The sequence below is a fragment of the Maritalea myrionectae genome, from assembly GCF_003433515.1.
Lineage (GTDB): Bacteria > Pseudomonadota > Alphaproteobacteria > Rhizobiales > Devosiaceae > Maritalea > Maritalea myrionectae.
The window spans coordinates 458,081-483,350 of sequence record NZ_CP021330.1; the positions used below are offsets into that span (position 1 = coordinate 458,081).

Below are 25,270 nucleotides of genomic sequence, written 5' to 3' on the forward strand. Positions count from 1 at the left end.
ATCGGTTTGATGGCGCCCCTATACGATAAGCGTTTTAAAACGCATTATAAGGGACGCGTCTGATGCACGCCTATTGGGTAGAGTTTATCGGCCTTATGGCCGTTTTTGGTTTGGCCGCAATCATGCCGGGCATTGATTTTACCATGGTGCTGCGCCAATCCATCGCCAATGGCCGCAAAGCCGGCATTTTTACCAGCCTTGGCATTGCCTCCGCTGTGTTTGTGCACGCCACCTACACCATCTTGGGCGTCGGGCTGATCATTTCTCAATCCATTTTGGCGTTTAACATTATCCGGTTTTTGGGCGCGGCCTATCTGCTCTATTTGGGCATTCAGTCGTTGCGTGCGCCCGCGCCGGAACCGGCCAAAATTGATGTCGGCGCGGTCAACGCCAGCCAGAGCATTTTCAAAAGCTTCGGCATTGGATTTTTGACCAATCTGCTGAACCCAAAGGCCACGATCTTTTTCGTATCGGTGTTCACCACTTTGGTCAGCTTGTCGACTCCGATCCACATTCAATTTGGCTATGTGAGCGTGATGGCGTTTGTGTTGTTCAGCTGGTTTTCGCTGGTGGCGGTTTTCTTCACCACGCCGAAAGTGCGCGCTGGATTTTACGCCATGGGCAAATGGTTTAACCGCGCTACGGGTGCTGTGTTGATTGGCATGGCAGCGAAAGTGGCGCTGACACAACGATAACAAGTTTAAGAAGGCGAGCACATCGCCTCCATAAGGGTTTTAAATAAGAGAGGCAGTTATGTCAGAACAATTTGATCTCACCATTATCGGCACCGGCCCTGGCGGCTATGTGGGTGCCATCCGTGCGGCACAATTGGGCATGAAGGTTGCCGTTGTCGAAAAGCGCGCAACTCATGGCGGTACGTGCCTCAATATTGGCTGCATCCCTTCAAAAGCCTTGTTGCACGCGTCTGAGCTTTATGAAGAAGCGGGCCATAATTTCGCCAAGCTGGGCATTGCCGTTGACGGGCTAAATGTCGATCTGCCGGGCATGTTGAAGCATAAGGATGAAACCGTTAAGTCCAACACTGGCGGTATCGAGTTTTTGTTGAAGAAAAACAAAATCACCGCGTTCCATGGCTTGGGCAAAATTGAAGGTCCGGGCAAAGTTTCCGTGACCTCTGACGAGGGTGAAACCCAGACGATCGACACGAAGAATATCGTTATTGCCACCGGTTCAGATTCAGCGAACCTACCGGGCATTGAAATTGACGAAAAGCGCGTGGTGACTTCAACTGGTGCGCTTGATCTTGAAACTGTGCCAGAAAAAATGATCGTTGTGGGTGCAGGCGTGATCGGCCTTGAACTTGGCTCTGTTTGGTCGCGCTTGGGCTCAGAAGTGACGGTAGTGGAATATTTGGACCGCATCTTGCCGGGCATGGACGGGGAAGTGGCGAAAAACTTCCAACGGACGCTGAAAAAGCAGGGCTTTAAATTCAAGCTCTCCACCAAAGTGACCAATGTTGATACATCGGGCGATAGCTTGAAAGTAAGTGTTGAACCAGCCGCTGGCGGCGACGCAGAAGAGCTGGATGCTGATGTGGTGTTGGTGGCGATTGGTCGTACGCCATATACCGAAGGGCTTGGCCTTGAAGAAGTTGGCGTTGAGCTTGACGAACGCCGTCGGGTGAAAATCGACAATCACTATAAAACCAATGTGGATGGCATTTACGCCATCGGCGACGTGGTCGTTGGCCCGATGTTGGCGCACAAAGCTGAAGATGAAGGCGTGGCCATTGCCGAGATATTGGCCGGCCAGGCGGGGCACGTGAATTATGATGTGATCCCCGGTGTTGTTTACACCAGCCCGGAAGTGGCTTCGGTTGGCAAGACCGAAGAAGAAGTCAAAGATGCGGGCATCGACTATAAGGTGGGTAAATTCCAAATGACCGCCAATGGCCGCGCCAAAGCCATGTTGGCAACAGATGGGTTTGTGAAAATCATCGCCGACAAAAACACCGACCGCGTGTTGGGCGCCCATATTGTGGGCAAAGGCGCTGGCGAGATGATTCATGAGCTGGCGGTGTTGATGGAGTTTGGTGGTTCGGCTGAAGATTTGGCCCGCACCTGCCACGCCCACCCCACCATGTCAGAAGCGGTGCGCGAAGCAGCCCTCGGCTGTGGTGATGGCACCATTCATATGTAAGCTATTGAATGAGATTGCACCTTGGTGCAAACCGATAAATATTAGCCGCCGGACCAAAATGGTCCGGCGGTTTTTTTATGGAGATTTTTATGAATAATACTTCAAGTGTGGCTCGCCTGCGATGGATGACAGATGTCGCTGCCGCTATGGCAATGATCAGCCTTGCCCTTCTCATATTGATCACAGTTTGGGGCGCCTACACATCATTTTATCAGGCTAAAAACCTACCCACATTCGATGGTAAATTAATGTTTGTAGCAGTCGTGTTTGGTTCAAAATTATGGCTGCAAATGATCGGGTTGCTGCTGCTCTACATCGTTCCAAAATGCGTGCATCTTTTCCTTGATATGTATGTTGTAATGGCGAGGACGCAGCAGGACTAATTCTTCTGCGCTAGCAACAGCGTTAAGCCAAAGCAATCCGGGTCTTCGGGCACAAAATCAACAACCGACATATGGCAGGCGGCGAGCCGATCTTTATATTCATCTGGCGACAGGCTGGCGTGATAGATGGGGTCATCGCCCACCTGACCCACTACTTCGCCCTCTTGCGGGCCGACGGTTAGCAAAAGAGCGCCCTTTGGCTTCAGATGCCCGGCCAGTTGCGGCGACAGGGTGCGCTGCTCGGTTTTGGTGAGGTGGAAGAAGCTGTTCCAGCCAACAATGCCATCAAATTTTTCTGGCATATCCATCGCCCGCATATCGGCCAGATGCCAACTGCCTTGCGGCAGGTTTTGTTGCGCCATCGCGATCAATTTGGGGCTGGCATCGATGCCAGTCACCTGTGCGCCTTGATTTAGCAGATGGGCCGCGATGGGCAGACCCGCCCCGCAGCCCATATCCAGAATGGCAGGCGCGGGCGGCAATAGGCCCAAAAAGCGATCCAGCCAAGCGGCCTCAATATTGCTTTTTGAACGTTGGGCGACAAATTTGTCGGCGTTTCGCTCGTAGATTTCCCGCGTTTGTGTCGCCAAAATTGTCAGGTCGGCATTGTCGTCTGACATGATTGCTTCCGGCTCTAACGTTCCAGCGGCACACGTTTGACGGCAAAGCCATCATTGCGCAGCCCCTCAACCAATCCCGTTTCACCGATCAGGTGCAATGCGCCAACGGCCAAAAATGTGGATTGCTCGTCCATCAGGCGTGCGGCGTTTTCCACCATCAAATCATTTCGGGCATCCAAAAGCGCTTCTTGGAAGGCGGCCCAATCATCGTCAAAACCATCATATTTACCCGTATAGTGCAGCTGTACGGGAATGATCATGCCGATCTGTTCGCTGAGATAAAGCTCGTTCATGGTTTGCAGCACCGCATCATAAATGCCTTCATCATAAAGCTGGGCGACATTTTCGATGGAGCGGATGAACATGGCTTCATTGATGGCGGCGATGGCTTCAAGCTGGCTTTCAATGGTCTCAAGGCTCACCACCGGAATATCTTTGCTTTTCGCCAAAGCGATAAGGCTTGTGTCGAGCACCTGCGCACCGGGCCCGCCCCATTCCATGTCGCATTGGGTAAAGGACAAAGTGGTGGCCCCGATCCAGGGTTGCAATGGATTGATGGTGTCAAAATCCATGCCCAAACCATTGAGATAGGCGTCGATGGACGCGATGGTATCGGGCGATAAATCGTCGGCGAGGGTTTCGCCTTGCGGTTGCAGCAATAATTGTGGGCGTTTGCCGATCACCGCGCCAACGGCGCTGGGGTCGTCGGCATTTTCGATCTCAACCGCCACGACATCAGCACCTTCCAATGCGGCGCGCACGTTTGAGGGGAGATCTAGAATGCGCGGATCGGCTTTGTGCAGGGTGCCGAACACGTAAGATGTGTGAGACAGGGCCTCGTGGCTGACTTCCCAAAAAACGCCCTCAGGATTGGCATATTGAGCCGCTTCGCGTTGCAGTGCTTCATATGTTGCGGGCTCATTTTGTTTGAGCTCGGCGACCAAATTGCGGGCGTCGCAGGCGGCGAAGCCAATGCTGGTGGAAAGGCCAAACAATAGGCCCGAAAGCAATATCTTTTTCATAAATACATCTTTTTTTGAATTGATCCCATTGGGGGATATTGATGGTGCATTATGGCTGTTTTTTGAGCGCCGGTGTGCCTGCAGGCAATTTGCGGGCCCGATGGTCCATAAGCGTAAACAAAAGAACACCGCATAATACCAGGGCAGCGCCCAGCCCGTGATAGATGGAAAAGGGCTCGCCCAAAATGGTGATGGCCAGCACGATGGTGACAATTGTAGACACATTGCCCAAAACCGCTGTGGGCTCAGGACCCACCATGCCGATGGAAATGGCAATCAAATAAGCGGGCGCCACGGTTGAAATGGTGCCGATGGCCAACATCAGCCACATGGCGTTTTGCGACAGGATCAGATCGGTGAATTCATGGGTGGCCAAAAAGTGCAGGATCACCATGCCGCCCGCAGCGCTCATTGCGATCGAGGTGAATAGACGTGCGCCGATCTGATCAATCAATGGCTTGGCCAATAACTGATAGATAGCAAAGGCGAGGGCAGCGCCCAACACCAATAGGGCGCCGATCACCGTATCGCGTCCCTCCAGTTGCAAATCGTGCGCAAAAATGAGCGCAAGCCCGCCATAGGAAATGCCCAATGCCAGCATGGCGACGGCGCTGATTTTGCGGCGCTGCCACAGGGCGCCAATAACCACCACGAAGATGGGATAGGTCAACAAAATCAGGCGGTCAAACTGGGCGGAAATATAGTTGAGGCCCGCAAAATCGAGATAGGAGGCAACGTAGTAGCCGATGACGCCGACGGCGCAGACTTTGAGGACCATCGACCAGCTCAAAACCGGTTGCCCGCCATTGGCGGCCTTTTGTTTGCGGTAGCCGAAATAGCCAATGAGCGCAAAGAACGGCACAGCAATAATCATCCGCCATGTCAGGGTCGTCACGGCGTCAACATTTTCCAAAAGGGCGAGTTTGATCACAATGCCCTTGGTGGAAAAAAAGCTGGCACCCAAAGCACCGATGAAATAGCCCACCAAACGGTTGGGCGCGGCTGGAGACGTCATAGGGGATAAAACCTTGGCTGGATGATTGCCCTCAATCTCACCAGATTTAACTGATGATGTAAATACACGCTTGGCGCAGTTTGGTTCGTGAAAACTGAATTAGGAGCGTGGGTGGGCTTTCAGATAGGCTTCCATCAAATGAGCGCTGTCTACCTTGGTGTAAATCTGCGTCGTGGATAGAGAGGCGTGGCCGAGTAGTTCCTGGATGGCCCGCAAATCGCCGCCAGCGCCCAGCAAATGGGTGGCAAAAGAATGGCGCAGGGCGTGCGGTGTTGCGCTGGCGGGTAAACCGAAAGCTGACCGTAATTTTTGCATCTTAAGTTGAACCAAACGCGCCCTTAGCGGCCCGCCGCGGGCGCCGCGGAAAAGGGCATCCTTCGGACCCGGTTGAAAGGGACATTTGCGTTGATAGTCCTCAATGGCCGCATAGATGGGCTTGATGATGGGCACCATGCGTGTTTTGCCCCCCTTGCCGGTGATGCGCAGGGCATCATTGCCATCAAAATCTGAGGGGGTCAGGGCCAGTGCCTCGGCAATTCGCAATCCCCCGCCATAGCAAAGGGCCATTACGGCGATGTCGCGCGCAGCGATCCACGGCTCATCGTCCAGCATACCGCCGTCTTCGATCATGCGTTTGGCATCTATCGCGGTCAGCGCTTTGGGCAAGGATTGATCGTTTTTCGGCGCTCGAATGGCGTTGAGGCTGTCGGGTGTGGCCCATCCCTCTTTGGCGAGGAATTTATAAAAGCTTTTCAGCGCTGAAAGACTGCGCGCGATGGAGCGGTTTTTGGCGCCGTTGGCCCGCCTGTAGGCCAGAAATGCGCGCCAGTCTGTTGGGGTGAGGTTTTGCAAATGCTTGGTGTGTACTGGCTCGCCCAAATGATTGACAAGAAACTGGAGCAATTGGTCGAGATCGCGATCATAAGCGATCAGCGTTTGTTCAGATAAGCGGCGCAGAGAGCTCAGTTCGTCAAGCCACATTTCGCGCCATTTGCCGACTTCCTTGCTGTGAACTGTGAGCGCCATCATGCCTGCCTCATTGGATTGGATTGATGCAGTTTGCCATGAACCACTTACCAAAGCGCAAATACGTGTGCATTGTGAGTCATTATACGACCTATACAGGGCTGAAATGACACGCCAGTATGGGGCTGTGCCGAGCGCATATGCTCGGATATTTTTAAAACTTTTAACTTTGAGGATATTGCCTTGCAGAATAATAGATCGATCGGTGACATCACCCAATTGGCCAAAGATTTTTCACTGTCCACCGCGCCGCCGCCAGCAAATTCATTGTTTTGGGAAATGTGGAACCAAAACATTGTTCAGCAAAATGCCAAAGCAACTCTGAATCTGTCCTATTTGCAGGGCATCAATAGTGGGTTGTTGGACCCAAATGTTTATGGCGGATACAATGTGGCGGATGCCTATTATTGCTATAATGGTGCTGACGACTACAAAATTGCGGCCAACGCCGCGCCTTCGGGCTCCGCTCTAGAAGCCTTCTTGTTGAAGAAATATGATGGGTATCAAAAATATAACGCCACCTTCCCCGGCACATGGCATGTGGCGAGCGCTGCGGATGTGACGCCACCAGAAATCACAAAAGCCTATTCTCAGTTTGAGCATAATGTGGTGACCCAATATGACCCTGTTTATGCCATCATTGTGATGTTGCCCTGCGAATATTTGTGGGCGTGGTTGGCATCACAGATGAATACGCCATCGCCGCAAAATGTATATGGCGGTTGGATCACGGGCAATAATGACCCCAGCGGTTCCTTCGCGATGGGCAATTTTCTCGTCGATTATATGGCGGCCAACCCGGGCAAGATTGATCAGAAGTTGGCCAACAATATCTACGCTTGGGCGAACTTTTACGAATACGCCAATTTCAGCGCGGCGACGAATGCTGAGATTGTCGACCCGGCAAGCCTTGGGCTTACGCCATTGCCGGATTTTGACCCGAGCTAATGCAGAGCGCTCACTAATTCGCAAAGATGGCTGACATTTGCGCTGAAACTTTCTAGCCTTGCGCAAACGAATCTTTTGGAGCGTGTGTGAGCCAACAAATTGCATCTGATATTGTGGCGGTAATGGTGAGTGTGGCCGTTGATGGGCCATACTCCTATCGTGTTCCGCATGACATGCAGGTGGAACGTGGTTCCGTTGTGCAAGTGCCGCTGGGGCCACGCAAAGTGATGGGCGTGGTGTGGGGTGAGCCGAAGGACAAGGTGGCGCATAATCGGCTGCGCGATATTGAAACCTTGTATGACACGCCGCCCTTAACCGAGGAACTGATGCGGTTGGTGGATTGGGTGGCCAAATATACATTGGCTCAGCCGGGCATGGTGTTGCGCGGTGTGCTGCGGTCGCCCGAAGCGTTCGAGCCCGACAAGCCGGTGACCGTTTATCAGCTTACCGATGCGCGCCCTGAGCGCATGACCTCGGCCCGTCAGCGGGTAATCGAAACAATGGAAGATGGCTTTTCGTGGGGCAAGACCGCGCTTGTGGGGGCGAGCGGCGTTTCGCCGTCAGTGATTGAGGGGCTGGTGAAGCAAGGGGTGCTTGAACAGCATTTTGTGCCACCACCGCCGATTGTCTCACCGCCAGATGCGGACCACAATCCGTTGGACTTAAATGACGAGCAGCGTGCGGCTGTTGATGCCATCACCGGCAATGGCTTTCACGAATTTGGCGTGTCGCTGTTGGACGGGGTGACGGGCTCAGGGAAAACTGAAGTATTTTTCGAAGCGGTGGCCGCGTGTTTAAAGGCAGGGCGGCAGGCGGTGATTTTGCTGCCGGAGATTGCCCTCACACACACATTTTTGGATCGGTTTGAACAGCGCTTTGGCGCAAGGCCCGGCGAGTGGCATTCGGATATGACCCCGGTGCAGCGGGCCCGCATGTGGCGCGCAGTGGCACGGGGCAAGGTTCAAGCTGTTGTCGGTGCCCGCTCGGCATTGTTCTTGCCGTTCCCGGATTTGGGCTTGATCGTGATTGATGAAGAACATGATGGGGCGTTTAAGCAGTCCGACCGCGTGAACTATCATGCGCGGGACATGGCGGTGGTGCGGGCAAATCTGACCAAGGGGCATGTGATTCTGTCCTCCGCCACCCCGTCGGTGGAAAGCCGCAATAATGCTGATCAGGGGCGCTACCAGCATGTGAAAATGCTGGGCCGGTTTGCCGAGGCGACGATGCCGGACATTACCGCGATCGATATGCGCGAGGACGGGCCAGAGAAGGGCGAATGGATTGCTCCCAAGCTGGCGCGCGAGATTTTTTCAGTTCTGGATCGTGGCGAGCAGGCCCTGCTGTTTCTCAATCGACGGGGTTATGCGCCGCTCACCCTTTGTCGGTCGTGCGGCCATCAATATCAATGTCCGGACTGTTCGGCCTGGTTGGTGGAGCATCGGTTCCGTGGCGTTTTGACGTGCCATCATTGTGGCCACGAAATTGGGGTGCCGAAGGAATGTCACAAATGTGGGGCTGACGATTCCCTGGTGCCGATTGGGCCGGGCATTGAACGCATTGCCGAAGAAGCGGCCAAGCGTTTCCCGGACGCGCGGCGGGTGATCCTTTCTTCCGACATGGGGACCATGGCGCAAACCAAGGCGCGATTCGAGGAGATTGCCCGGGGTGACTATGATTTGATCATCGGCACGCAATTGGTGGCCAAAGGGCACCATTTTCCCAAGCTGAATTTGGTGGGTGTGCTCGATGCGGATTTGGGCCTGGCCCATGGTGACCCGCGCGCCGCGGAGAAAACCTTTCAGCTTTTAACCCAGGTTACAGGACGTGCCGGGCGGACAGGCAAGTCAGGACGTGCCTTTTTGCAAACCTATGTGCCTGAGCATGCGGTGATGCAGGCGCTGGTGCGCGGCGACCGGGAAGCGTTTTATGCGCATGAGATTAAAGCGCGGAGCACGGTGGGCCTGCCGCCCTTTGGGCGATTGGCGGCATTGATCATCTCTGCGACAGAGCACGATGTGGCTTTTGGCTTTGCCCGGCATTTGGCCATGGTGGCCCCGAAAGCGCCGGACGAGGCAAAGCTGAGACTTTTTGGCCCGGCGGATGCGCCCGTATCGATGGTGCGCGGGCGGCATCGGGTGCGGTTGCTGGTGCAAAGCGACAAGCAATTTGATTTGTCGGGCTATGTGCGATTTTGGTTGGCGGAAGGGCCTAAACCCACCGGAAATTTACGGGTTCAAGTCGATATTGACCCGATGAGCTTTTATTAGCGGACAAGGGTGTGGAAGGGTGGTATTGTCGGGCAAATTGACCCTGAAGTGCGACAATTTGTCAATCTTTTCAGATTCCATGTGTGAATCTGACGATTCCGCCCAAAGTAGGGCATGAAAATGGCCCCGGCATATTGCGCACCCGAAAGCCATGTGATAGACGGTGCGCGACATTTGAGGGGGATCGACAGGTCCAACTATAAACACCACTGAATTTTGTCTCGCGTTTGAAAGTTATTCTAGCTTTACAATCCGGGTTTGAGCAAAGTTCAGCAAGATTGGGGAATAGAGGCGTTGAGCGCACAAAACTCAGTTCTAACTCAGATCGCACGGCCATATGCGTCAGCACTTTTTGACCTTGCGCGTGACGCGAAAGACGTCGCCGGTGTTGAAAAGGGGCTCGATGGCCTATCCAAAATGATTAATGAAAGCGCAGAATTTGCTGACTTTTTGAAAAGCCCTGTCATCAGCGGCGATGAAAAAGAGCAAGTTGTTGCTGCGCTTTTGGCTAAGGCCAAGGCCAAAGGTCTTGTGGCCAATTTTGTTTCATTGGTGGCCAAAAACGGACGCTTGTTCGCTTTGCCTGCCATGATCAACCAGTTCAAAGCGCTTGCTGCTGAAGATCGGGGTGAAGTTCACGCCGAAGTTACTTCTGCTCAACCGCTTTCGAAAGCACACCAGGACAGCCTTGCTGCTGCTCTGAAAAAGAAAATTGGCAAGGATGTCACGCTTGAGCAACATGTGGATGCCGATCTGATTGGGGGCTTGATCGTTAAGGTCGGTTCGCAAATGATCGATTCCTCGCTTAAGACGAAATTGACTGCCATGAAGATCGCCATGAAAGAGGTCGGCTAATGGACATTAAAGCTGCGGAAATTTCCGCCATCCTAAAAGACCAGATCAAGGACTTTGGGAAAGAGGCGCAAGTCTCAGAAGTTGGGCAAGTATTGTCAGTAGGTGACGGTATTGCTCGTGTATATGGGCTTGATAATGTGCAAGCTGGTGAACTTGTTGAGTTCCCAGGTGGCATTAAGGGTATGGCTCTTAACCTTGAAGCCGACAATGTCGGTGTTGTTATCTTTGGCTCTGACCGGGGCATTAAAGAAGGTGACACGGTTAAGCGTACCGGCGCGATTGTTGACGTGCCTGTCGGTAAAGAGTTGTTGGGTCGTGTTGTTGACGGCTTGGGCAACCCAATCGATGGTAAAGGTCCAATCAAATCATCAGCCCGCGCTTTGGCTGACGTGAAGGCTCCTGGTATTTTGCCACGTAAGTCTGTGCATGAACCTATGTCTACTGGTCTTAAATCAGTTGATGCGATGATCCCGATTGGTCGTGGTCAGCGCGAATTGATCATTGGTGACCGCCAGACTGGTAAAACAGCGATCATCTTGGACACATTCCTCAACCAAAAGCCTGCGCACGATGCGGGCAATGAGGATGACAAGCTTTACTGTATCTATGTTGCGATTGGCCAGAAGCGGTCAACTGTGGCGCAATTTGTGAAGACATTGGAAGATGCTGGCGCAATGGAATATTCTATTGTTGTTGCCGCTACAGCGTCTGACCCTGCACCGATGCAGTTCCTGGCGCCATTTACAGCATGTGCCATGGGCGAATATTTCCGCGATAACGGCATGCACGCCGTGATCGGTTATGACGATTTGTCAAAGCAAGCTGTGGCTTATCGTCAGATGTCACTTCTTCTTCGTCGTCCACCAGGCCGTGAAGCTTATCCTGGTGACGTGTTCTATCTTCACTCACGCCTTTTGGAACGTGCTGCGAAATTGAACGAAGATCATGGTTCAGGCTCATTGACCGCTTTGCCGATCATTGAGACACAAGCGAACGACGTTTCTGCTTATATTCCTACAAACGTGATTTCGATTACAGATGGTCAGATCTTCTTGGAAACTGACTTGTTCTTCCAAGGTATCCGTCCTGCGGTTAACGTTGGTTTGTCTGTGTCACGTGTGGGTTCATCAGCGCAGATTAAAGCGATGAAGCAGGTTGCCGGTTCTATTAAGGGTGAATTGGCGCAGTACCGCGAAATGGCGGCCTTTGCGCAGTTCGGTTCTGACCTTGATGCGGCGACACAGCAATTGCTTAACCGCGGTGCCCGTCTTGTTGAGTTGCTCAAGCAGCCACAATTCTCACCTTTGAAAACCGAAGAACAGGTTGCGGTGATTTTTGCTGGTGTGAACGGCTATATCGACAAAGTCGAAGTTCGCGATGTTCAAAAGTTCGAAGCTGGTTTGCTTTCAGCCCTGCGCTCTAAGCACGAAGATCTTTTGACCACAATTGCAAAAGAAAAAGCCCTTTCAGATGATCTGAAGGCCAAACTCGACGCCGCGATTGGCGATTACGCCAAGACATTCGCTGCATAACTGAGTGGTTTAACTAAGGAGCTGAGGTGCTATGCCCTCATTGAAGGACCTTAAAAACCGGATCTCTTCGGTCAAGTCGACCCAGAAGATCACCAAAGCCATGCAGATGGTGGCAGCGGCAAAGTTGCGTCGTGCGCAAGAGAACGCAGAAAATGCACGGCCTTATGCCGAACGCATGAACAATGTGCTCTCTTCGCTGGCCACAGCCTATAAGGGGCGTGAAGGCGCCCCTAAACTGCTGGGTGGCAATGGCAAAGACCAAACGCACCTGCTTGTTGTTGCAACAGCTGAGCGTGGCCTTTGTGGTGGCTTCAACTCCAATATTGCGAAATTGGCGCGTGATCATGCCAATAAGCTTTTGGCTGAAGGTAAAACGGTTAAAATTTTGTGCGTAGGCAAGAAGGGGCACGACGTGTTGAAGCGTTTGTTCCCGGATCAAATTCTTGATTTGATTACCCTGCGCGAAGTTAAGCAAGTTGGTTACACAAACGCCCAAGAGATTGGCGAGCGTGTGCTCAATATGTTTGAAAATGACGAATTTGACGTTGCAACCTTGTTCTATTCGAAATTCCAGTCTGTGATCGCTCAGGTGCCAACGGCGCACCAACTGATCCCTGCTGTGTTTGATGAGACAGAGGAAGACGCCGGCGCAGATTCAGCCAACTATGAATATGAGCCGAGCGAAGAAGCGATTCTTGAGGACTTGCTTCCCCGCAATATCTCTGTGCAGATTTTCCATGCTTTGCTGGAAAATGGTGCCGGTGAAATGGGCGCGAAAATGACCGCAATGGACAACGCGACCCGTAATGCTGGTGATATGATCAAGAAATTGAACATCAGCTACAACCGTCAGCGCCAAGCGCAGATTACAAAAGAATTGATTGAAATTATCTCAGGCGCGGAAGCGCTCTAAGGCAAACGAGGACAGACCATGGCAGCAAAAGCGAAACAGGTCGGACGCATTGCGCAGGTTATTGGCGCGGTGGTGGACGTTGAGTTTGACGGCGACCTTCCGGCAATTTTGGACGCGCTTGAAACAGACAATAATGGCAACCGGTTGGTACTGGAAGTGGCTCAGCACTTGGGCGAAAACACTGTACGGACCATCGCGATGGACACGACCGAAGGTCTTGTTCGTGGACAAAAAGTTTCCAGCACAGGGGAATCAATTTCTGTTCCTGTGGGCAAGGAAACACTTGGCCGCATTATGAACGTGATTGGTGAGCCAATTGACGAAGCGGGTGAAATCAAAACAAAGGCACGGCGTCCAATTCACGCTGAAGCGCCTGAGTTTGTGGAACAGTCACCAGAAGCGGAAATCTTGGTAACTGGCATTAAGGTTGTTGACCTTTTGGCGCCATATGCGAAGGGCGGTAAAATCGGCCTGTTCGGTGGTGCTGGTGTTGGTAAAACCGTTCTTATTCAGGAATTGATCAACAACGTTGCGAACAATCACGGTGGTTATTCTGTGTTTGCGGGCGTTGGTGAGCGGACCCGTGAAGGTAACGACCTTTACTGGGAAATGATTGAATCTGGCGTGAACCAGGAAAAGGGCGGCGAAGGCTCTAAATGTTCACTGGTGTTCGGTCAGATGAACGAGCCTCCAGGTGCTCGTGCACGTGTGGCGTTGACAGGTTTGACCATTGCGGAACAGTTCCGTGACGAAGGTCAGGACGTGTTGTTCTTCGTGGATAACATCTTCCGCTTTACACAAGCTGGTTCTGAAGTGTCTGCGCTGTTGGGTCGTATTCCATCAGCTGTGGGTTATCAGCCAACTTTGGCGACTGACATGGGTGACATGCAGGAGCGCATTACAACCACTTCAAAGGGGTCTATTACCTCTGTGCAAGCGGTTTACGTGCCTGCCGATGACTTGACTGACCCTGCCCCGGCGACAACCTTTGCTCACTTGGATGCGCAAACCGTTTTGAACCGTGCGATCTCTGAAAAGGGTATTTACCCTGCGGTTGATCCATTGGATTCAAACTCACGTTTGTTGGATCCACAAGTTGTGGGCGAAGAGCACTATCGTGTTGCTCGTGAAGTTCAAGAAATTTTGCAGCGCTATAAAGCACTGCAAGACATTATCGCGATTTTGGGTATGGACGAATTGTCTGAAGAAGACAAAATGACCGTGGCCCGTGCGCGTAAGATTGAGCGTTTCATGTCTCAGCCATTCCACGTGGCGGAAGTATTTACCGGTACATCTGGTATCTTCGTGCCGTTGGAAGAAACTGTTAAAGCGTTTAAAGGCTTGGTTGCTGGTGATTATGACCACCTTCCAGAAGCTGCGTTCTACATGGTTGGTACCATTGATGACGCTGTGAAAAAGGCGCAAAAACTGGCTGCAGAAGCTGCGTAAGGATAAGAGGTAAGTATGGCCGAAGGCATTAAAATCGAAGTGGTTTCACCAGAGAGCTTGGTGCTGAGCGACGATGTGGCTTCGGTCACAGTGCCCGGTACTGATGGTTATTTCACCGTCATGGGTGACCATGCTGCGATGATGACCACATTGAAAGCTGGTTTTGTGACCGTGACTTCTGAAGGCGGCGATGTGCGGTCATTCTTTGTCCGCGGTGGCTTTGCCGATGTGTCCAATGCGGGCCTCACTATTTTGGCTGAAGAAGCAAAAACTGGTGCAGACTTTGATCGGTCAGAAGTTGACGCAGCGATTGTGAGTGCTCAGGACGCTCTGGCCAAAGCTTCAGACGACCACGCTAAGCAGGAAGCGCAAAACAATCTTGATGGTTGGAAGAACCTGCTGCTTGAAGTGGATGCGGGTGGCATGGTCCACTAGCTGACCACACTTCCTTATCGAACATTATTCAGGGCTCGCATTTATGCGGGCCCTTTTTTGTCGCGGTTTGTGTTGTGTTGGTAACCCCGAATTAACCTACCGCGATCAACATAGTCACATTATAGATTTGCACATTTTTGAGGCGATATTCGCAGTTCCCCCAGGGGTCGTGAATGTCGCCTTATTTTTTGGCAAAACAGATGGAGTCGACATGAAACTGCTGAAGCAAATGAAAATTGTACAAAAAATACCAGCTTTGGCGATTGCGAGTGCGGTTGCGGTGGGCCTTGCCCTTGGTGCTGTGAGTATCTTGGTCGGCTCCCAAGTGATTACTGGTATTGAGGAAGAAAAACTTATTGCCAGTGCCGAAGGGCGCAAGCATGAATTGGAAGAATATCTCCACGAGATTCAAGCCGACCTCGGCCTCACTGCGGCGCATCCATTTACAGTTGATGCCATCAAACAATTTGATAGCGCTTATAAAGAGCTCGGCGCCGCAGCCACCAAAACATTGCAAACGGACTATATTGAGAAAAACCCTAACCCAGCTGGGCAAAAACACTTACTTGATGCCGCGAGCGGGGACAGCCCATACAATGCTGCCCACGCGGTTTTTCACCCTCTATTCCGCGCGCAACTTGATGCCCGCGGCTACTACGACATCTTCCTGTTCAATGAAAATGGCGATTTGATCTATACGGTCTTTAAGGAATTGGATTATGCCACCAATTTCAAAGCAGGTGGTGGTGAATGGGCCGACACTGACCTGGGCAATGCGTTTCGCGCAGGTATCGCCCTCAATGCTGGCGAAACACAGTTCTTTGATTTCCAACCCTATGCGCCAAGTGCTGATGCGCCGGCGGCATTTATTTCTCAACCTGTGTTTGAGGGAAATAAAAGAATCGGCGTTGTCGCTTTTCAAATGCCCATCGAACGCATCAATTCAGTGATGAACGGCAAAGCGGGCCTTGGTGAGACCGGCGAGACAATTTTGATCGGGGAAGATCGCTTGTTGCGCAATGATTCAAGCCACACTGAAGCCAATGACATCCTCAGTGCCGCCTATGAAAGTCCTGCTCTGACCAAGGTGTTTGATGGGCTTGAGACTTCTGGCATTGAGCGAACATATCGCGACATGACCTCCTTGTTTGCGGCTACGCCGGTCGAATTTGGCGGCAAGAGCTTTGCGGTGGTTGCGCTGCAAGATCGGGACGAGGCATTAGCAGCGATTGGTTTCCTCACGAAAATCATGGCAGGTGTGGGCCTCTTGGTGGCCGCTTTGGTCGCCGTTGCTGCGTGGGCCTTTTCTCGCACGATCACAAGTCCGATGGCCAATATCTCTGCCACAATGGGCCGGATATCTGCGAATGAACTTGATCTGGTTGTTAAGGATACCGACCGTGCTGACGAAGTGGGCGAGATGGCCCGTGCCGTGGAGATCTTCCGCGATAATGCGGAAAAGATTGCTGCGCTTGACGCTGAAGAGCGGGCACGAGCTGAAGGCTTGGCTGCACGCAACAAGGCCATGCAAGAGTTGCAAATGTCGTTGGGCCAAGTCGTTGGTGCGGCTGCTGAGGGCGATTTTACGCAGCGGATTGATCTCCAAATGGATGATGATGCGCTGCAGCAAATCGTGCTGAACGTAAATGGCCTGGTTTCAAACGTAGATCGCGGCCTCAAAGAGACAGGCGAAGTGATGGCCGCCCTGGCGAACACCAATTTGACGGTGCGGATGGAAGGTGATTATCAAGGTGCCTTCTTGCAATTGAAAAATGACACCAACCGGGTGGGTGATCGGTTGACCGAAGTGGTCAAGCAATTGCGCACAACCTCGCGGGCGCTGAAAACAGCCACAGGCGAGATCCTTTCTGGTGCCAATGATCTTTCAGACCGGACCACACGTCAGGCCGCAACGATTGAAGAAACCTCAGCGGCCATGGAACAGCTGGCCACAACAGTTTTGGAAAATGCCAAGGAAGCTGAAGAAGCCTCCGGTATTGCCGATCGTGTGCGCACAACAGCAGAAGAAGGCGGCGATGTGATGCGCCAGGCCAATGAGGCCATGGAGCGGATTACCAGCTCGTCGAATAAGATCTCCAATATTATTGGCATGATCGACGACATTGCCTTCCAAACCAATCTGTTGGCCTTGAACGCTTCGGTTGAAGCTGCACGGGCTGGTGAAGCGGGTAAAGGCTTTGCGGTTGTGGCGGTTGAAGTGCGGCGCCTGGCCCAATCGGCGGCAGAAGCTTCAAATGAAGTGAAAGCCTTGATTGAACAATCTGTCACTGAAGTTGATGGTGGATCCAAGCTAGTGGCGCAAGCTGCCAAGAGCCTTGAGGCGATGTTGGAAGCTGCGCGGTCGAACAACACCATTATGGTGTCGATTGCGGATAAGAGTAAGTCTCAGGCCTCTTCAATTGAGCAGATCAACCAAGCGGTTCGCGACATGGATGAGACCACCCAGCACAATGCGGCTTTGGTGGAAGAAACCAATGCGGCGATTGAGCAAACCGAGAACCAGGCCAACGAGCTCGACAATATTGTTGAGGTATTCGTGACCGAAAAGGGTGGTGAGCGCAAAATAGAACCGACAAAGCCCGCAAACATTCAACAGTTTGAATCTAAACCGAAATTGGCTGCAAAGCCTGTTCCGCAACGGGGTAATCAGGCGGTGGACATAAGCCAAGACTGGAACGAGTTTTAGAATTGTATCATAGCGAAACAATTTCTTAAGCGGTTTTTGGTTTAAATTAATTTGTTCTGAATGTGTCTACCCGTCAGCGCCTCCCTAAATGTGAAAAATGAGATAAAAATGAGTATCTTCAGTGCATTAAATAGAATGACCATTGGATCCCGTATCCAGCTTTTGACAATTGCTGGTACGTTGCTTTTTGCCCTTTTGGGTGGGGGCTATCTTTTTAGTTACTTCGTGACCAATGATGTAAAGCTAAAAGAGACACGCTTTGAGCAGATCAGCACTGCTGCACAACATATTAAAAGCTCGGTTCTTGAAATCCGAACAATGGAACGCGATTTCATGAACGCACCGAATGACGACAAGGTGGCGCTGATTGAGGCCGAACATGCCAATATCGCGACAGAGTTTGCCTTGCTGGACGAATTGGTCGTCGAGCCTGAGCTTGCCGCGATGGTTCAATCGGTTGCGGATGGAGTTGCCAAACAATCGGGGGTGTTTGGTGAGGTCCAGATTTTGGTTGAACAGATCGGCTATTCCGAAGAAGAGGGCTTAAGAGGGGACCTTCGCGCTGCCGTGCAAAGCGCTGAAGAAAAAGTCAACGCGGCCAATTTGGATGCATTGACCGTCAAAATTTTGATGATGCGCCGCCATGAGAAAGATTTCATTATTCGGGGTGGTGAGAAATATATTACGCGTCTGTCAGACCGAGTGTCTGAATTCAATGCGTTGCTTGCTGATAGCAATCTTCCGGCAGCTGACAAGACTCAGATTTCCAGCTTGATTGATCAATATAAGTCGACCTTTGATGAATTTGCCGTCGTGGATACTGAATTGTCGGCCAAGGTTGCAGAGCTTGACGCTGACTTCCAAGCGCTGTCGCCTCAGGTTTCTTCATTGGCAAAAGAAGCGGAAACACGTGCTGCCACCGCAGCGGCTGAATTGAACACTGTAAACCAAATCACATTATATTCTTCATTTGGCATTATCGCTTTGGCCACGATCATGATGCTTGGCGCGGGTCTGGTTATTGGTCGGTCAATTTCAGTGCCACTGAAACGCCTGTCAGATAATGCGGAAGAATTGGGCGAAGGCAAACTCGATATCGAGATTAAGCCAGATAACTCGAAAAGTGAAATTGGCGTTTTGACACGCGCGTTGGAAGTGTTCCTTGAGAACGCTATACGGGTTGCAAAACTTGGTGAAGAAGAAGCCATTCGCCAACAAGAAGTTTTGAAACGGTCAAAGATGATGGACGAGTTGCAAGCTTCTTTCCGCAGTGTTGTGGGCGCCGCGTCGGCTGGTGACTTTTCACAACGGGTGGACATGGATGTGCCTGATCCAGAATTGGCACAACTAAGCAACAATGTGAATGCCTTGGTGGATACTGTAGATCGCGGCCTCAAAGAGACGGGCGAAGTGATGGCTGCCCTGGCGAACACCAATTTGACGGTGCGGATGGAAGGCGATTATCAGGGTGCCTTCTTGCAATTGAAAAATGACACCAACCGTGTGGGTGATCGGTTGACCGAAGTGGTCAAGCAATTGCGCACAACCTCGCGGGCGCTGAAAACAGCCACAGGCGAGATCCTTTCTGGTGCCAATGATCTTTCAGACCGGACCACACGTCAGGCCGCAACGATTGAAGAAACCTCAGCGGCAATGGAACAGCTGGCCACAACAGTTTTGGAAAACGCCAAGGAAGCTGAAGAAGCCTCCGGCATTGCCGATCGTGTGCGCACGACTGCAGAAGAAGGCGGCGATGTGATGCGCCAGGCCAATGAGGCCATGGAGCGGATTACCAGCTCATCGAATAAGATCTCCAATATTATTGGCATGATCGACGACATTGCCTTCCAAACCAACCTGTTGGCCTTGAACGCTTCGGTTGAAGCTGCACGGGCTGGTGAAGCAGGTAAAGGCTTTGCCGTTGTAGCGGTTGAAGTGCGGCGCTTGGCCCAATCGGCGGCAGAAGCTTCAAATGAAGTGAAAGCCTTGATTGAACAATCTGTCACTGAAGTTGATGGTGGGTCCAAGCTTGTGGCGCAAGCTGCCAAGAGCCTTGAGGCGATGTTGGAAGCTGCGCGGTCGAACAACACTATTATGGTGTCGATTGCGGATAAGAGTAAGTCTCAGGCCTCATCAATTGAGCAGATCAACCAAGCGGTTCGCGACATGGATGAGACCACCCAGCACAATGCGGCTTTGGTGGAAGAAACCAATGCGGCGATTGAGCAAACCGAAAGCCAGGCTAACGAGCTCGACAATATTGTCGATGTATTCGTGACTGACGATGGCGGGCGTCCGCGCCAACCAATCGGCGTGAATGGCCAGCCGCCAGAGGAGCAACCGAAACACGCATTCGGGCAGGTCAAAGAATTGCAGGCGAAAGCGAAATCGGCGGCGCGACAATTCCTTTCCCGCGGCAGTGCGGCGGTGAAAAATGAAGATGAATGGTCTGAATTCTAGGCCCTTTCAACAATAATTTGAAGTTTTACGGCGCCTAAGGGCGCCGTATTTGTATTAAAACTACATAATCTTATCGTTAAGTATGATTTTACTTCCCGGGTCTAATATTCAGCGTATGAAATCGGGGGAAGGTACGGTGGTGCCTTAGATAAGAATGAACAAACGCTTTCAATTGAAAAAGCCAAGCTTTAGCGGCTTTAAACTCACAACCTCAATCGCATTGTTGGTGGTGGTGAGTATTGCGGTGTCGATTATGGCCGTTGCTGCCGCAATCTATCTGCAAATGTCGTCGGATACCTATCGGGAAGCGCAACGCAACCAAATGGTTGATATGTCGGTTGCTTTGTCGATCTTTGAAGTTCAGTTGCCTGGCACAAATGTGATTTGGTCAGAAGATGGCAATTTGGAAGCTGTTGAGACGCGTCGTATGCCGCGCTTGCGCACTGACGATCTCGTCGACGCGGTTTCGCGTTTGACCGAAGGCGAGATGTCGCTGTTCCGTTGGAATGAAGAAACGGCGCAATTTGAACAGTTCACAACAACATTGGAATTGCCCGATGGCACCCGCGATAAAGAGCGGGTGATCGATGAAGGGCACCCCTTGTACGATCAAATGCTTGCTGGCGAACGGTTTGAGGGTCAAGTTGACCTGTTTGGCAAGCGGCACTTCAGTGCTTACCAGCCTATCCTGAACCAAAACAAAGAAGGCGTTGCCGGCATCCTGTTTGTGGCGACACCGACCAGCGTGGCCGATAAGACGGTCACTTCATTGTTGCAGACCATCATGATTGTGGCGTTGGTGACATTGGCGGTGGCATCTGTGGTCGCCGCGATTGCTGCTAAATTATTGATGCGCCCCGTGCCGCGAATTTCGGCTGCCATGACCGAGATTGCCAATGGCAATTTCGAATATGAAGTGCCCTATCTGCACAACAAAAATGAATTGGGTGACATGGCGCGTGCCGTTGATGTGTTCCGCGCCAATGGCGAACGCGTCAATGAAATGACGGAAGAAGAGAAAGAAGCCTCGAAACGGCGCGCGATCGAACGCTCGGCGATGATGAGCGAGCTTCAAAGTGCCTTTGGCGCGGTGGTGGACGCTGCCTCGCAGGGCGACTTCTCCCAACGGGTGAACGCGGAATTCCCTGATGACGAGCTGAATACGCTGGCGCACGGCGTGAACAGTCTGGTGGAAACGGTGGATCGTGGCGTTACCGAGACTGGTGAAGTGTTGTCAGCTTTGGCAAATGCAGATTTGACGCGGCGGATGGAAGGTAATTACCAAGGTGCATTCTTGCAGCTTAAAAATGACGCCAACGCCGTTGGTGAAAAGCTGGGTAATGTAGTGCGGCAATTGCGCGATACTTCGCGTGAGCTGAAACACGCAACTGGGGACATTTTGTCTGGCGCCAACGACCTGTCGGAGCGGACCACCAAGCAGGCCGCCGCGATTGAAGAAACATCTGCCGCGACTGAACAATTGGCAGATACGGTCAACCAAAACACCAAGCGGGCGCAAACAGCTCAAAGCACGGCCCAGGACGCACGACGCGTTGCGGAGACCGGCGGTGAGGTTATGAACGAAGCCAACCAGGCCATGGAGCGGATTACAACGTCATCGAATAAGATTTCCAATATCATTGGGATGATTGATGACATCGCGTTCCAAACCAACCTGTTGGCCCTGAACGCATCCGTTGAAGCTGCGCGCGCTGGTGAAGCGGGTAAGGGCTTTGCCGTTGTGGCAGTTGAGGTGCGGCGTTTGGCACAATCGGCCGCAGAAGCTTCAAATGAGGTGAAAGCGCTGATTGAACAGTCTGTCACCGAAGTGGATGGCGGGTCAAAGCTCGTGGCGCAAGCTTCGGAAAACCTTGAGGGCATTGTGAGTTCAGTGCGCGGGGTGACCGAACTGATGAACGAGATTGCTCAAGAAAGTCAGGAGCAGGCCACAGCGATTAATGAAATTTCGCAGTCTATTCGTGAAATGGATGAGATGACACAGCATAATGCTGCGTTGGTGGAAGAGACCAATGCCGCCATTGATCAAACAGAGGCGCAAGCATCTGAGTTGGATCGCGTGGTTGAGCAATTCAAGGTTGAGCCCGGACAAGCTGCTGCTCACTTCAATGAAGCGGCGGCAGACCAGCAGATGGCAGACTTGGAAGAAACGCCAAAGCGGGCGGCGCCACCGCAAGCGGCGAAGGCTTACTTGTCGGGTGGCAATCAAGCGGTTGCTGAAGACACTGAGTGGCAAGAATTCTAAGTAGAGTGAAATAACCAATTGAATAGGCGCCTCAGGGCGCCTATTTTTTTGTGCTCATTGATAACCAATTTATTACCAATTCACCGTATTTTGGCCATAATAGCAATCGGGGGTATTCAAATGGTTCGGTCAATTGTGCAGAAAGTGCGGTCTAAGTTGCAGTTTAAGCTGCCATCCGTGCGGTCGACAAAGATTTCGACACGCATAGTCTTTAGTACTGCATTGAGCGCTTTAACAATCGCGCTGATTGGCGTGATGTTTTTCGTATCGGAACAGCAAAAAGCCTCGACTATTCTAGAAGAGCGGAATTTTAGCCAAGCGCAGAACACGGCGCAGATCTTTGGCTTGGATGTGCTTCAGGTCCGTCGGTTCCAAAAAGATTATATTGCTAATGATAGCGATGAAAATGCGCAGATGACGCGCGACCAGATTGCCGCAGCGCAAACGCGTTTGGCAGATTTGCGCACCTCGCTTGGGCAAGAGGAGATCGCGGGCAGCTTCAATGTGGTTGAAGATTCCCTGACCAAATATGCCAGCCTTTTTGATTTGCTGGTGGAGACGTCCGCTGAAATCTCGATCAATCAGGAAGAGAGCTTTTTGAACAGCTTCCGCGCAACGGCGAAAGATGTGTCCAAGGACGTTGGCAGCCTGAAGAGTGACAGCACAGAGTTGGCTTTTTCCGAAATGCGCAATTACGAGCGCGAATTTTTGCTGTTTGGCGGTGCACGGAATATTATGGGCGTGGACAAGCAGATCAAGCGCGTCACACGTGCAGCCGGCAAGGCCGGTGCGGAACCCACTTTCCAATTTGAAATCGCCGATAAGCTTGAAGTCTACAATGTTGCGTTTGACGAATATGCGGGCGCGAAAGAGCGGCACAACGCGTTGAGTGCGGAAATGGATGCTCTTTACGACACCATTGCTGGTGAGCTTGAGAAAATCATCATGTTTGCGATGGAAAAAGGCCAGGAGGCGCGCACTAGTCTGGCAACCATGACGGAGCAAACCAAGATCTTTATGTTCAGCACCATCGCGATTGCTTTTGCGGCCATCACGATTTTGGGCTTTGTCATTGGGCGGTCCATCACCAAGCCATTGAACCGCATCACCGGGGTTATGGGGCAAATTGCCAATGGTGAATATGGTGCCGAGGTGCCGTTCACCCAGCGTAAGAACGAACTGGGTGAAATGGCGCGTGCGGTTGAGGTCTTCCGGAACAATGGCCTCAGGGTCAATGAAATGACCGAAGAGGAAAAGGAAGCCGCCAAACAGCGCACCATTGAGCGTGCAGCCATGATGAGCGAACTGCAAAGTGCCTTCGGTCAAGTGGTTGATGCGGCGATTGATGGTGACTTTACCCAGCGGGTAGAAGCTAAATTCCCGGATGAAGAACTCAATCGATTGGCGGAAGGGGTTAATAGCCTTGTGGAAACTGTTGATCGTGGCTTGCAAGAAACAGGTTCTGTGTTGTCTGCGATGGCAAATACCGATCTGTCACATCGTGTTGAGGGCGACTATCGCGGATCGTTCTTGCAACTGAAAAACGATACAAATGCCGTGGGTGAAAAACTGAGCCAGGTGATCGGCCAGTTGCGGTCCACCTCGCGCGGGTTGAAAGTGGCGACCGGCGAGATCTTGTCCGGTGCGAATGATTTGTCAGAACGGACGACAAAACAGGCGGCGGCTATTGAAGAAACATCGGCGGCGACTGAGCAATTGGCCAACACGGTGAATGACAATACCGAACGGGCGCAACAGGCGCGGACCTCTGCACTTGAGGCCCGTCAGGTCGCCGAAAAAGGTGGCGAGGTTATGCACTCGGCCAACGATGCCATGTCGCGCATTACCGCATCGTCAAATAAGATTTCGGACATTATCGGCATGATTGACGATATTGCCTTCCAAACCAATCTGCTGGCGTTGAATGCATCTGTTGAGGCCGCACGTGCGGGCGAAGCAGGCAAGGGCTTTGCGGTGGTGGCCGTTGAAGTGCGGCGCCTGGCGCAATCTGCTGCCGAGGCATCGAGCGAAGTTAAGACATTGATTGAGCAATCCGTGACGGAAGTGGATGGCGGGTCGAAATTGGTGGCACAGGCATCAGAAAATCTCGAGGGTATCGTCAATTCTGTGCGCGGTATGACAGGTTTGATGGATGAAATTGCCAGCCAAAGCCAAGAACAATCATCCGCGATCAATGAGATTTCACAATCGATCCGTGAAATGGATGAAATGACCCAGCACAATGCTGCGTTGGTGGAAGAGACCAATGCTGCCATTGATCAAACGGAGGCCCAAGCCTCGCAACTTGATAAGATTGTTGATCAGTTTGTTATTGAGCGTGGTGATGCGTCGGCTTTTGATGAAGCACAGGCGGACCGCGCGATGCTAACAGCGCAGCCATCGCCGGAAAAACGCACACAGGCGGCAAAGGCCTATATGCACGAAGGCAATGTTGCGGTGGACCATGATTCTGACTGGCAGGAGTTCTAAGCCGGAAAAGCCGGTGTGCTCTCACTTGCCATCTAATTTATTAGTATAAATTGCCAATAATGCCGTCGCTTTTATTTCCTTATCTGGGCAAAAGCGGCGGTATTTGCATTTATTGTTGCGTCTTTCGATGTTGTTGGCGCGCGTCATGGATCAAAAGCAGTAAAAAGAGCAACTTTTTTCAACAGAGCAGCTTTTCACGCGAAGTGCTTTGTTGTATTTGTCGCGGGCTAGGGAGCTTTGGGAGAAGCTGGATCCGTATGATCCAAAGGGTAGTATATTGAGCAAAAAAATCGGTTTGGTCGCACATGACAAGAAAAAACAAGATCTTACGGTCTGGTGCAGCCAAGTAAAAGAGAAGTTGGCTCAATATGATTTGTTTGCCACCGGCACGACCGGACAGGCAATTATCGACGCTACACAATTGCCGATAACGCTTTTGAAAAGCGGGCCATTGGGTGGTGATGCTCAATTGGGCGCCATGATTGTCGAGGGAGAGCTTGATGGTCTGGTTTTTTTCATTGATCCCCTAACCGCAATGCCGCACGATGTTGACGTGAAAGCGTTGATCCGTTTGGCCACATTGTATGATGTGCCTTTCGCGTGCAACAAAGCGACGGCAGATGCGGTGCTGACATTGTTCTAATTGCTATGTTTGGCTCGGTTGACCGAACCAGCCATAGATGTGCAACTAGGCAGAATAAACTCCGACAAGAGGGGAATTA

Annotated in this window: 19 protein-coding genes; 15 read left to right on the forward strand and 4 right to left on the reverse strand. The window is 51.9% G+C overall.

What is annotated here, in order from left to right:
* The first annotated feature begins 62 nt into the window (after nucleotides 1-62).
* The 3 genes from MXMO3_RS02250 (at nucleotide 63) to MXMO3_RS02260 (ending at nucleotide 2,543) form a co-directional block, all read left to right on the forward strand.
* Nucleotides 63-695: a LysE family translocator gene (locus tag MXMO3_RS02250; protein ID WP_117394810.1), complete on the forward strand. Its 633-nt coding sequence runs from the start codon at nucleotides 63-65 to the stop codon at nucleotides 693-695.
* Between the two features lie 58 nt (nucleotides 696-753).
* The gene (gene lpdA / locus MXMO3_RS02255; protein ID WP_027835955.1) at nucleotides 754-2,160 is read left to right on the forward strand and encodes a dihydrolipoyl dehydrogenase; all 1,407 of its coding nucleotides are present in this window, start codon (nucleotides 754-756) and stop codon (nucleotides 2,158-2,160) included.
* An 89-nt stretch (nucleotides 2,161-2,249) separates the two neighbouring features.
* A complete protein-coding gene (locus tag MXMO3_RS02260) occupies nucleotides 2,250-2,543 on the forward strand; it encodes a hypothetical protein (RefSeq protein WP_117394811.1) in 294 nt (97 codons plus the stop codon).
* Here MXMO3_RS02260 and MXMO3_RS02265 read toward each other — a convergent pair.
* The 4 genes from MXMO3_RS02265 to MXMO3_RS02280 all read right to left on the reverse strand — a co-directional run bounded on the left by MXMO3_RS02265 (nucleotide 2,540) and on the right by MXMO3_RS02280 (nucleotide 6,229).
* A complete protein-coding gene (locus tag MXMO3_RS02265) occupies nucleotides 2,540-3,163 on the reverse strand; it encodes a class I SAM-dependent methyltransferase (protein WP_117394812.1) in 624 nt (207 codons plus the stop codon). The two genes, MXMO3_RS02260 and MXMO3_RS02265, sit on opposite strands and share 4 nt — an antisense overlap.
* A gap of 14 nt (nucleotides 3,164-3,177) precedes the next feature.
* Nucleotides 3,178-4,185: a TraB/GumN family protein gene (locus MXMO3_RS02270; protein ID WP_162889099.1), complete on the reverse strand. Its 1,008-nt coding sequence runs from the start codon at nucleotides 4,183-4,185 to the stop codon at nucleotides 3,178-3,180.
* Nucleotides 4,186-4,234: 49 nt separating this feature from the next.
* Nucleotides 4,235-5,200 carry a DMT family transporter gene (locus tag MXMO3_RS02275; protein WP_051214017.1) on the reverse strand — a complete coding sequence of 322 codons (966 nt, stop codon included), beginning with the start codon at nucleotides 5,198-5,200 and terminating at the stop codon, nucleotides 4,235-4,237.
* Between the two features lie 99 nt (nucleotides 5,201-5,299).
* The gene (locus tag MXMO3_RS02280; RefSeq protein WP_117394814.1) at nucleotides 5,300-6,229 is read right to left on the reverse strand and encodes a tyrosine recombinase XerC; all 930 of its coding nucleotides are present in this window, start codon (nucleotides 6,227-6,229) and stop codon (nucleotides 5,300-5,302) included.
* 180 nt (nucleotides 6,230-6,409) lie between these two features.
* Here MXMO3_RS02280 and MXMO3_RS02285 point away from each other — a divergent pair, with 180 nt between their 5' ends.
* The 12 genes from MXMO3_RS02285 (at nucleotide 6,410) to MXMO3_RS02340 (ending at nucleotide 25,191) form a co-directional block, all read left to right on the forward strand.
* Nucleotides 6,410-7,174, forward strand: coding sequence for a TenA family protein (locus tag MXMO3_RS02285; RefSeq protein ID WP_117394815.1), 765 nt, complete (start codon nucleotides 6,410-6,412; stop codon nucleotides 7,172-7,174).
* Nucleotides 7,175-7,260: 86 nt separating this feature from the next.
* The gene (locus tag MXMO3_RS02290) at nucleotides 7,261-9,444 is read left to right on the forward strand and encodes a primosomal protein N' (RefSeq protein WP_027835959.1); all 2,184 of its coding nucleotides are present in this window, start codon (nucleotides 7,261-7,263) and stop codon (nucleotides 9,442-9,444) included.
* Nucleotides 9,445-9,738: 294 nt separating this feature from the next.
* Nucleotides 9,739-10,299: a F0F1 ATP synthase subunit delta gene (locus MXMO3_RS02295; RefSeq protein ID WP_027835960.1), complete on the forward strand. Its 561-nt coding sequence runs from the start codon at nucleotides 9,739-9,741 to the stop codon at nucleotides 10,297-10,299.
* Nucleotides 10,299-11,831, forward strand: a complete 1,533-nt coding sequence (atpA, locus tag MXMO3_RS02300) for a F0F1 ATP synthase subunit alpha (protein WP_027835961.1) — start codon at nucleotides 10,299-10,301, stop codon at nucleotides 11,829-11,831. Before MXMO3_RS02295 ends, atpA begins: the two co-directional genes overlap by 1 nt.
* A 31-nt stretch (nucleotides 11,832-11,862) precedes the next feature.
* The gene (locus MXMO3_RS02305) at nucleotides 11,863-12,744 is read left to right on the forward strand and encodes a F0F1 ATP synthase subunit gamma (protein WP_027835962.1); all 882 of its coding nucleotides are present in this window, start codon (nucleotides 11,863-11,865) and stop codon (nucleotides 12,742-12,744) included.
* Nucleotides 12,745-12,762: 18 nt separating this feature from the next.
* Nucleotides 12,763-14,193: a F0F1 ATP synthase subunit beta gene (atpD, locus tag MXMO3_RS02310; protein ID WP_027835963.1), complete on the forward strand. Its 1,431-nt coding sequence runs from the start codon at nucleotides 12,763-12,765 to the stop codon at nucleotides 14,191-14,193.
* Nucleotides 14,194-14,208: 15 nt separating this feature from the next.
* Nucleotides 14,209-14,628 (forward strand): F0F1 ATP synthase subunit epsilon, encoded by a 420-nt coding sequence (locus MXMO3_RS02315; protein WP_027835964.1) that lies wholly within the window; start codon nucleotides 14,209-14,211, stop codon nucleotides 14,626-14,628.
* A 211-nt stretch (nucleotides 14,629-14,839) separates the two neighbouring features.
* Nucleotides 14,840-17,335 carry a methyl-accepting chemotaxis protein gene (locus tag MXMO3_RS18905; RefSeq protein WP_245985782.1) on the forward strand — a complete coding sequence of 832 codons (2,496 nt, stop codon included), beginning with the start codon at nucleotides 14,840-14,842 and terminating at the stop codon, nucleotides 17,333-17,335.
* A 135-nt stretch (nucleotides 17,336-17,470) separates the two neighbouring features.
* Nucleotides 17,471-19,795: a methyl-accepting chemotaxis protein gene (locus MXMO3_RS02325; RefSeq protein WP_245985783.1), complete on the forward strand. Its 2,325-nt coding sequence runs from the start codon at nucleotides 17,471-17,473 to the stop codon at nucleotides 19,793-19,795.
* A 154-nt stretch (nucleotides 19,796-19,949) separates the two neighbouring features.
* The gene (locus MXMO3_RS02330) at nucleotides 19,950-22,058 is read left to right on the forward strand and encodes a methyl-accepting chemotaxis protein (protein WP_051214041.1); all 2,109 of its coding nucleotides are present in this window, start codon (nucleotides 19,950-19,952) and stop codon (nucleotides 22,056-22,058) included.
* Between the two features lie 120 nt (nucleotides 22,059-22,178).
* Entirely contained in the window at nucleotides 22,179-24,548 is a 2,370-nt protein-coding gene (locus MXMO3_RS02335) for a methyl-accepting chemotaxis protein (protein WP_245985784.1), read from the forward strand.
* Between the two features lie 274 nt (nucleotides 24,549-24,822).
* Nucleotides 24,823-25,191 (forward strand): methylglyoxal synthase, encoded by a 369-nt coding sequence (locus tag MXMO3_RS02340; RefSeq protein WP_117396681.1) that lies wholly within the window; start codon nucleotides 24,823-24,825, stop codon nucleotides 25,189-25,191.
* Nucleotides 25,192-25,270 lie beyond the last annotated feature (79 nt).

Excerpts from the sequence above, each read along its gene's own strand:
- MXMO3_RS02250 (WP_117394810.1), top strand. The coding sequence starts at position 63 with ATGCACGCCTATTGGGTAGAGTTTATCGGCCTTATGGCCGTTTTTGGT.
- lpdA (WP_027835955.1), top strand. The coding sequence starts at position 754 with ATGTCAGAACAATTTGATCTCACCATTATCGGCACCGGCCCTGGCGGC.
- MXMO3_RS02260 (WP_117394811.1), top strand. The coding sequence starts at position 2,250 with ATGAATAATACTTCAAGTGTGGCTCGCCTGCGATGGATGACAGATGTC.
- MXMO3_RS02265 (WP_117394812.1), bottom strand. The coding sequence starts at position 3,163 with ATGTCAGACGACAATGCCGACCTGACAATTTTGGCGACACAAACGCGG.
- MXMO3_RS02270 (WP_162889099.1), bottom strand. The coding sequence starts at position 4,185 with ATGAAAAAGATATTGCTTTCGGGCCTATTGTTTGGCCTTTCCACCAGC.
- MXMO3_RS02275 (WP_051214017.1), bottom strand. The coding sequence starts at position 5,200 with ATGACGTCTCCAGCCGCGCCCAACCGTTTGGTGGGCTATTTCATCGGT.
- MXMO3_RS02280 (WP_117394814.1), bottom strand. The coding sequence starts at position 6,229 with ATGATGGCGCTCACAGTTCACAGCAAGGAAGTCGGCAAATGGCGCGAA.
- atpA (WP_027835961.1), top strand. The coding sequence starts at position 10,299 with ATGGACATTAAAGCTGCGGAAATTTCCGCCATCCTAAAAGACCAGATC.
- MXMO3_RS02305 (WP_027835962.1), top strand. The coding sequence starts at position 11,863 with ATGCCCTCATTGAAGGACCTTAAAAACCGGATCTCTTCGGTCAAGTCG.
- atpD (WP_027835963.1), top strand. The coding sequence starts at position 12,763 with ATGGCAGCAAAAGCGAAACAGGTCGGACGCATTGCGCAGGTTATTGGC.
- MXMO3_RS02315 (WP_027835964.1), top strand. The coding sequence starts at position 14,209 with ATGGCCGAAGGCATTAAAATCGAAGTGGTTTCACCAGAGAGCTTGGTG.
- MXMO3_RS18905 (WP_245985782.1), top strand. The coding sequence starts at position 14,840 with ATGAAACTGCTGAAGCAAATGAAAATTGTACAAAAAATACCAGCTTTG.
- MXMO3_RS02325 (WP_245985783.1), top strand. The coding sequence starts at position 17,471 with ATGACCATTGGATCCCGTATCCAGCTTTTGACAATTGCTGGTACGTTG.
- MXMO3_RS02330 (WP_051214041.1), top strand. The coding sequence starts at position 19,950 with ATGAACAAACGCTTTCAATTGAAAAAGCCAAGCTTTAGCGGCTTTAAA.
- MXMO3_RS02335 (WP_245985784.1), top strand. The coding sequence starts at position 22,179 with ATGGTTCGGTCAATTGTGCAGAAAGTGCGGTCTAAGTTGCAGTTTAAG.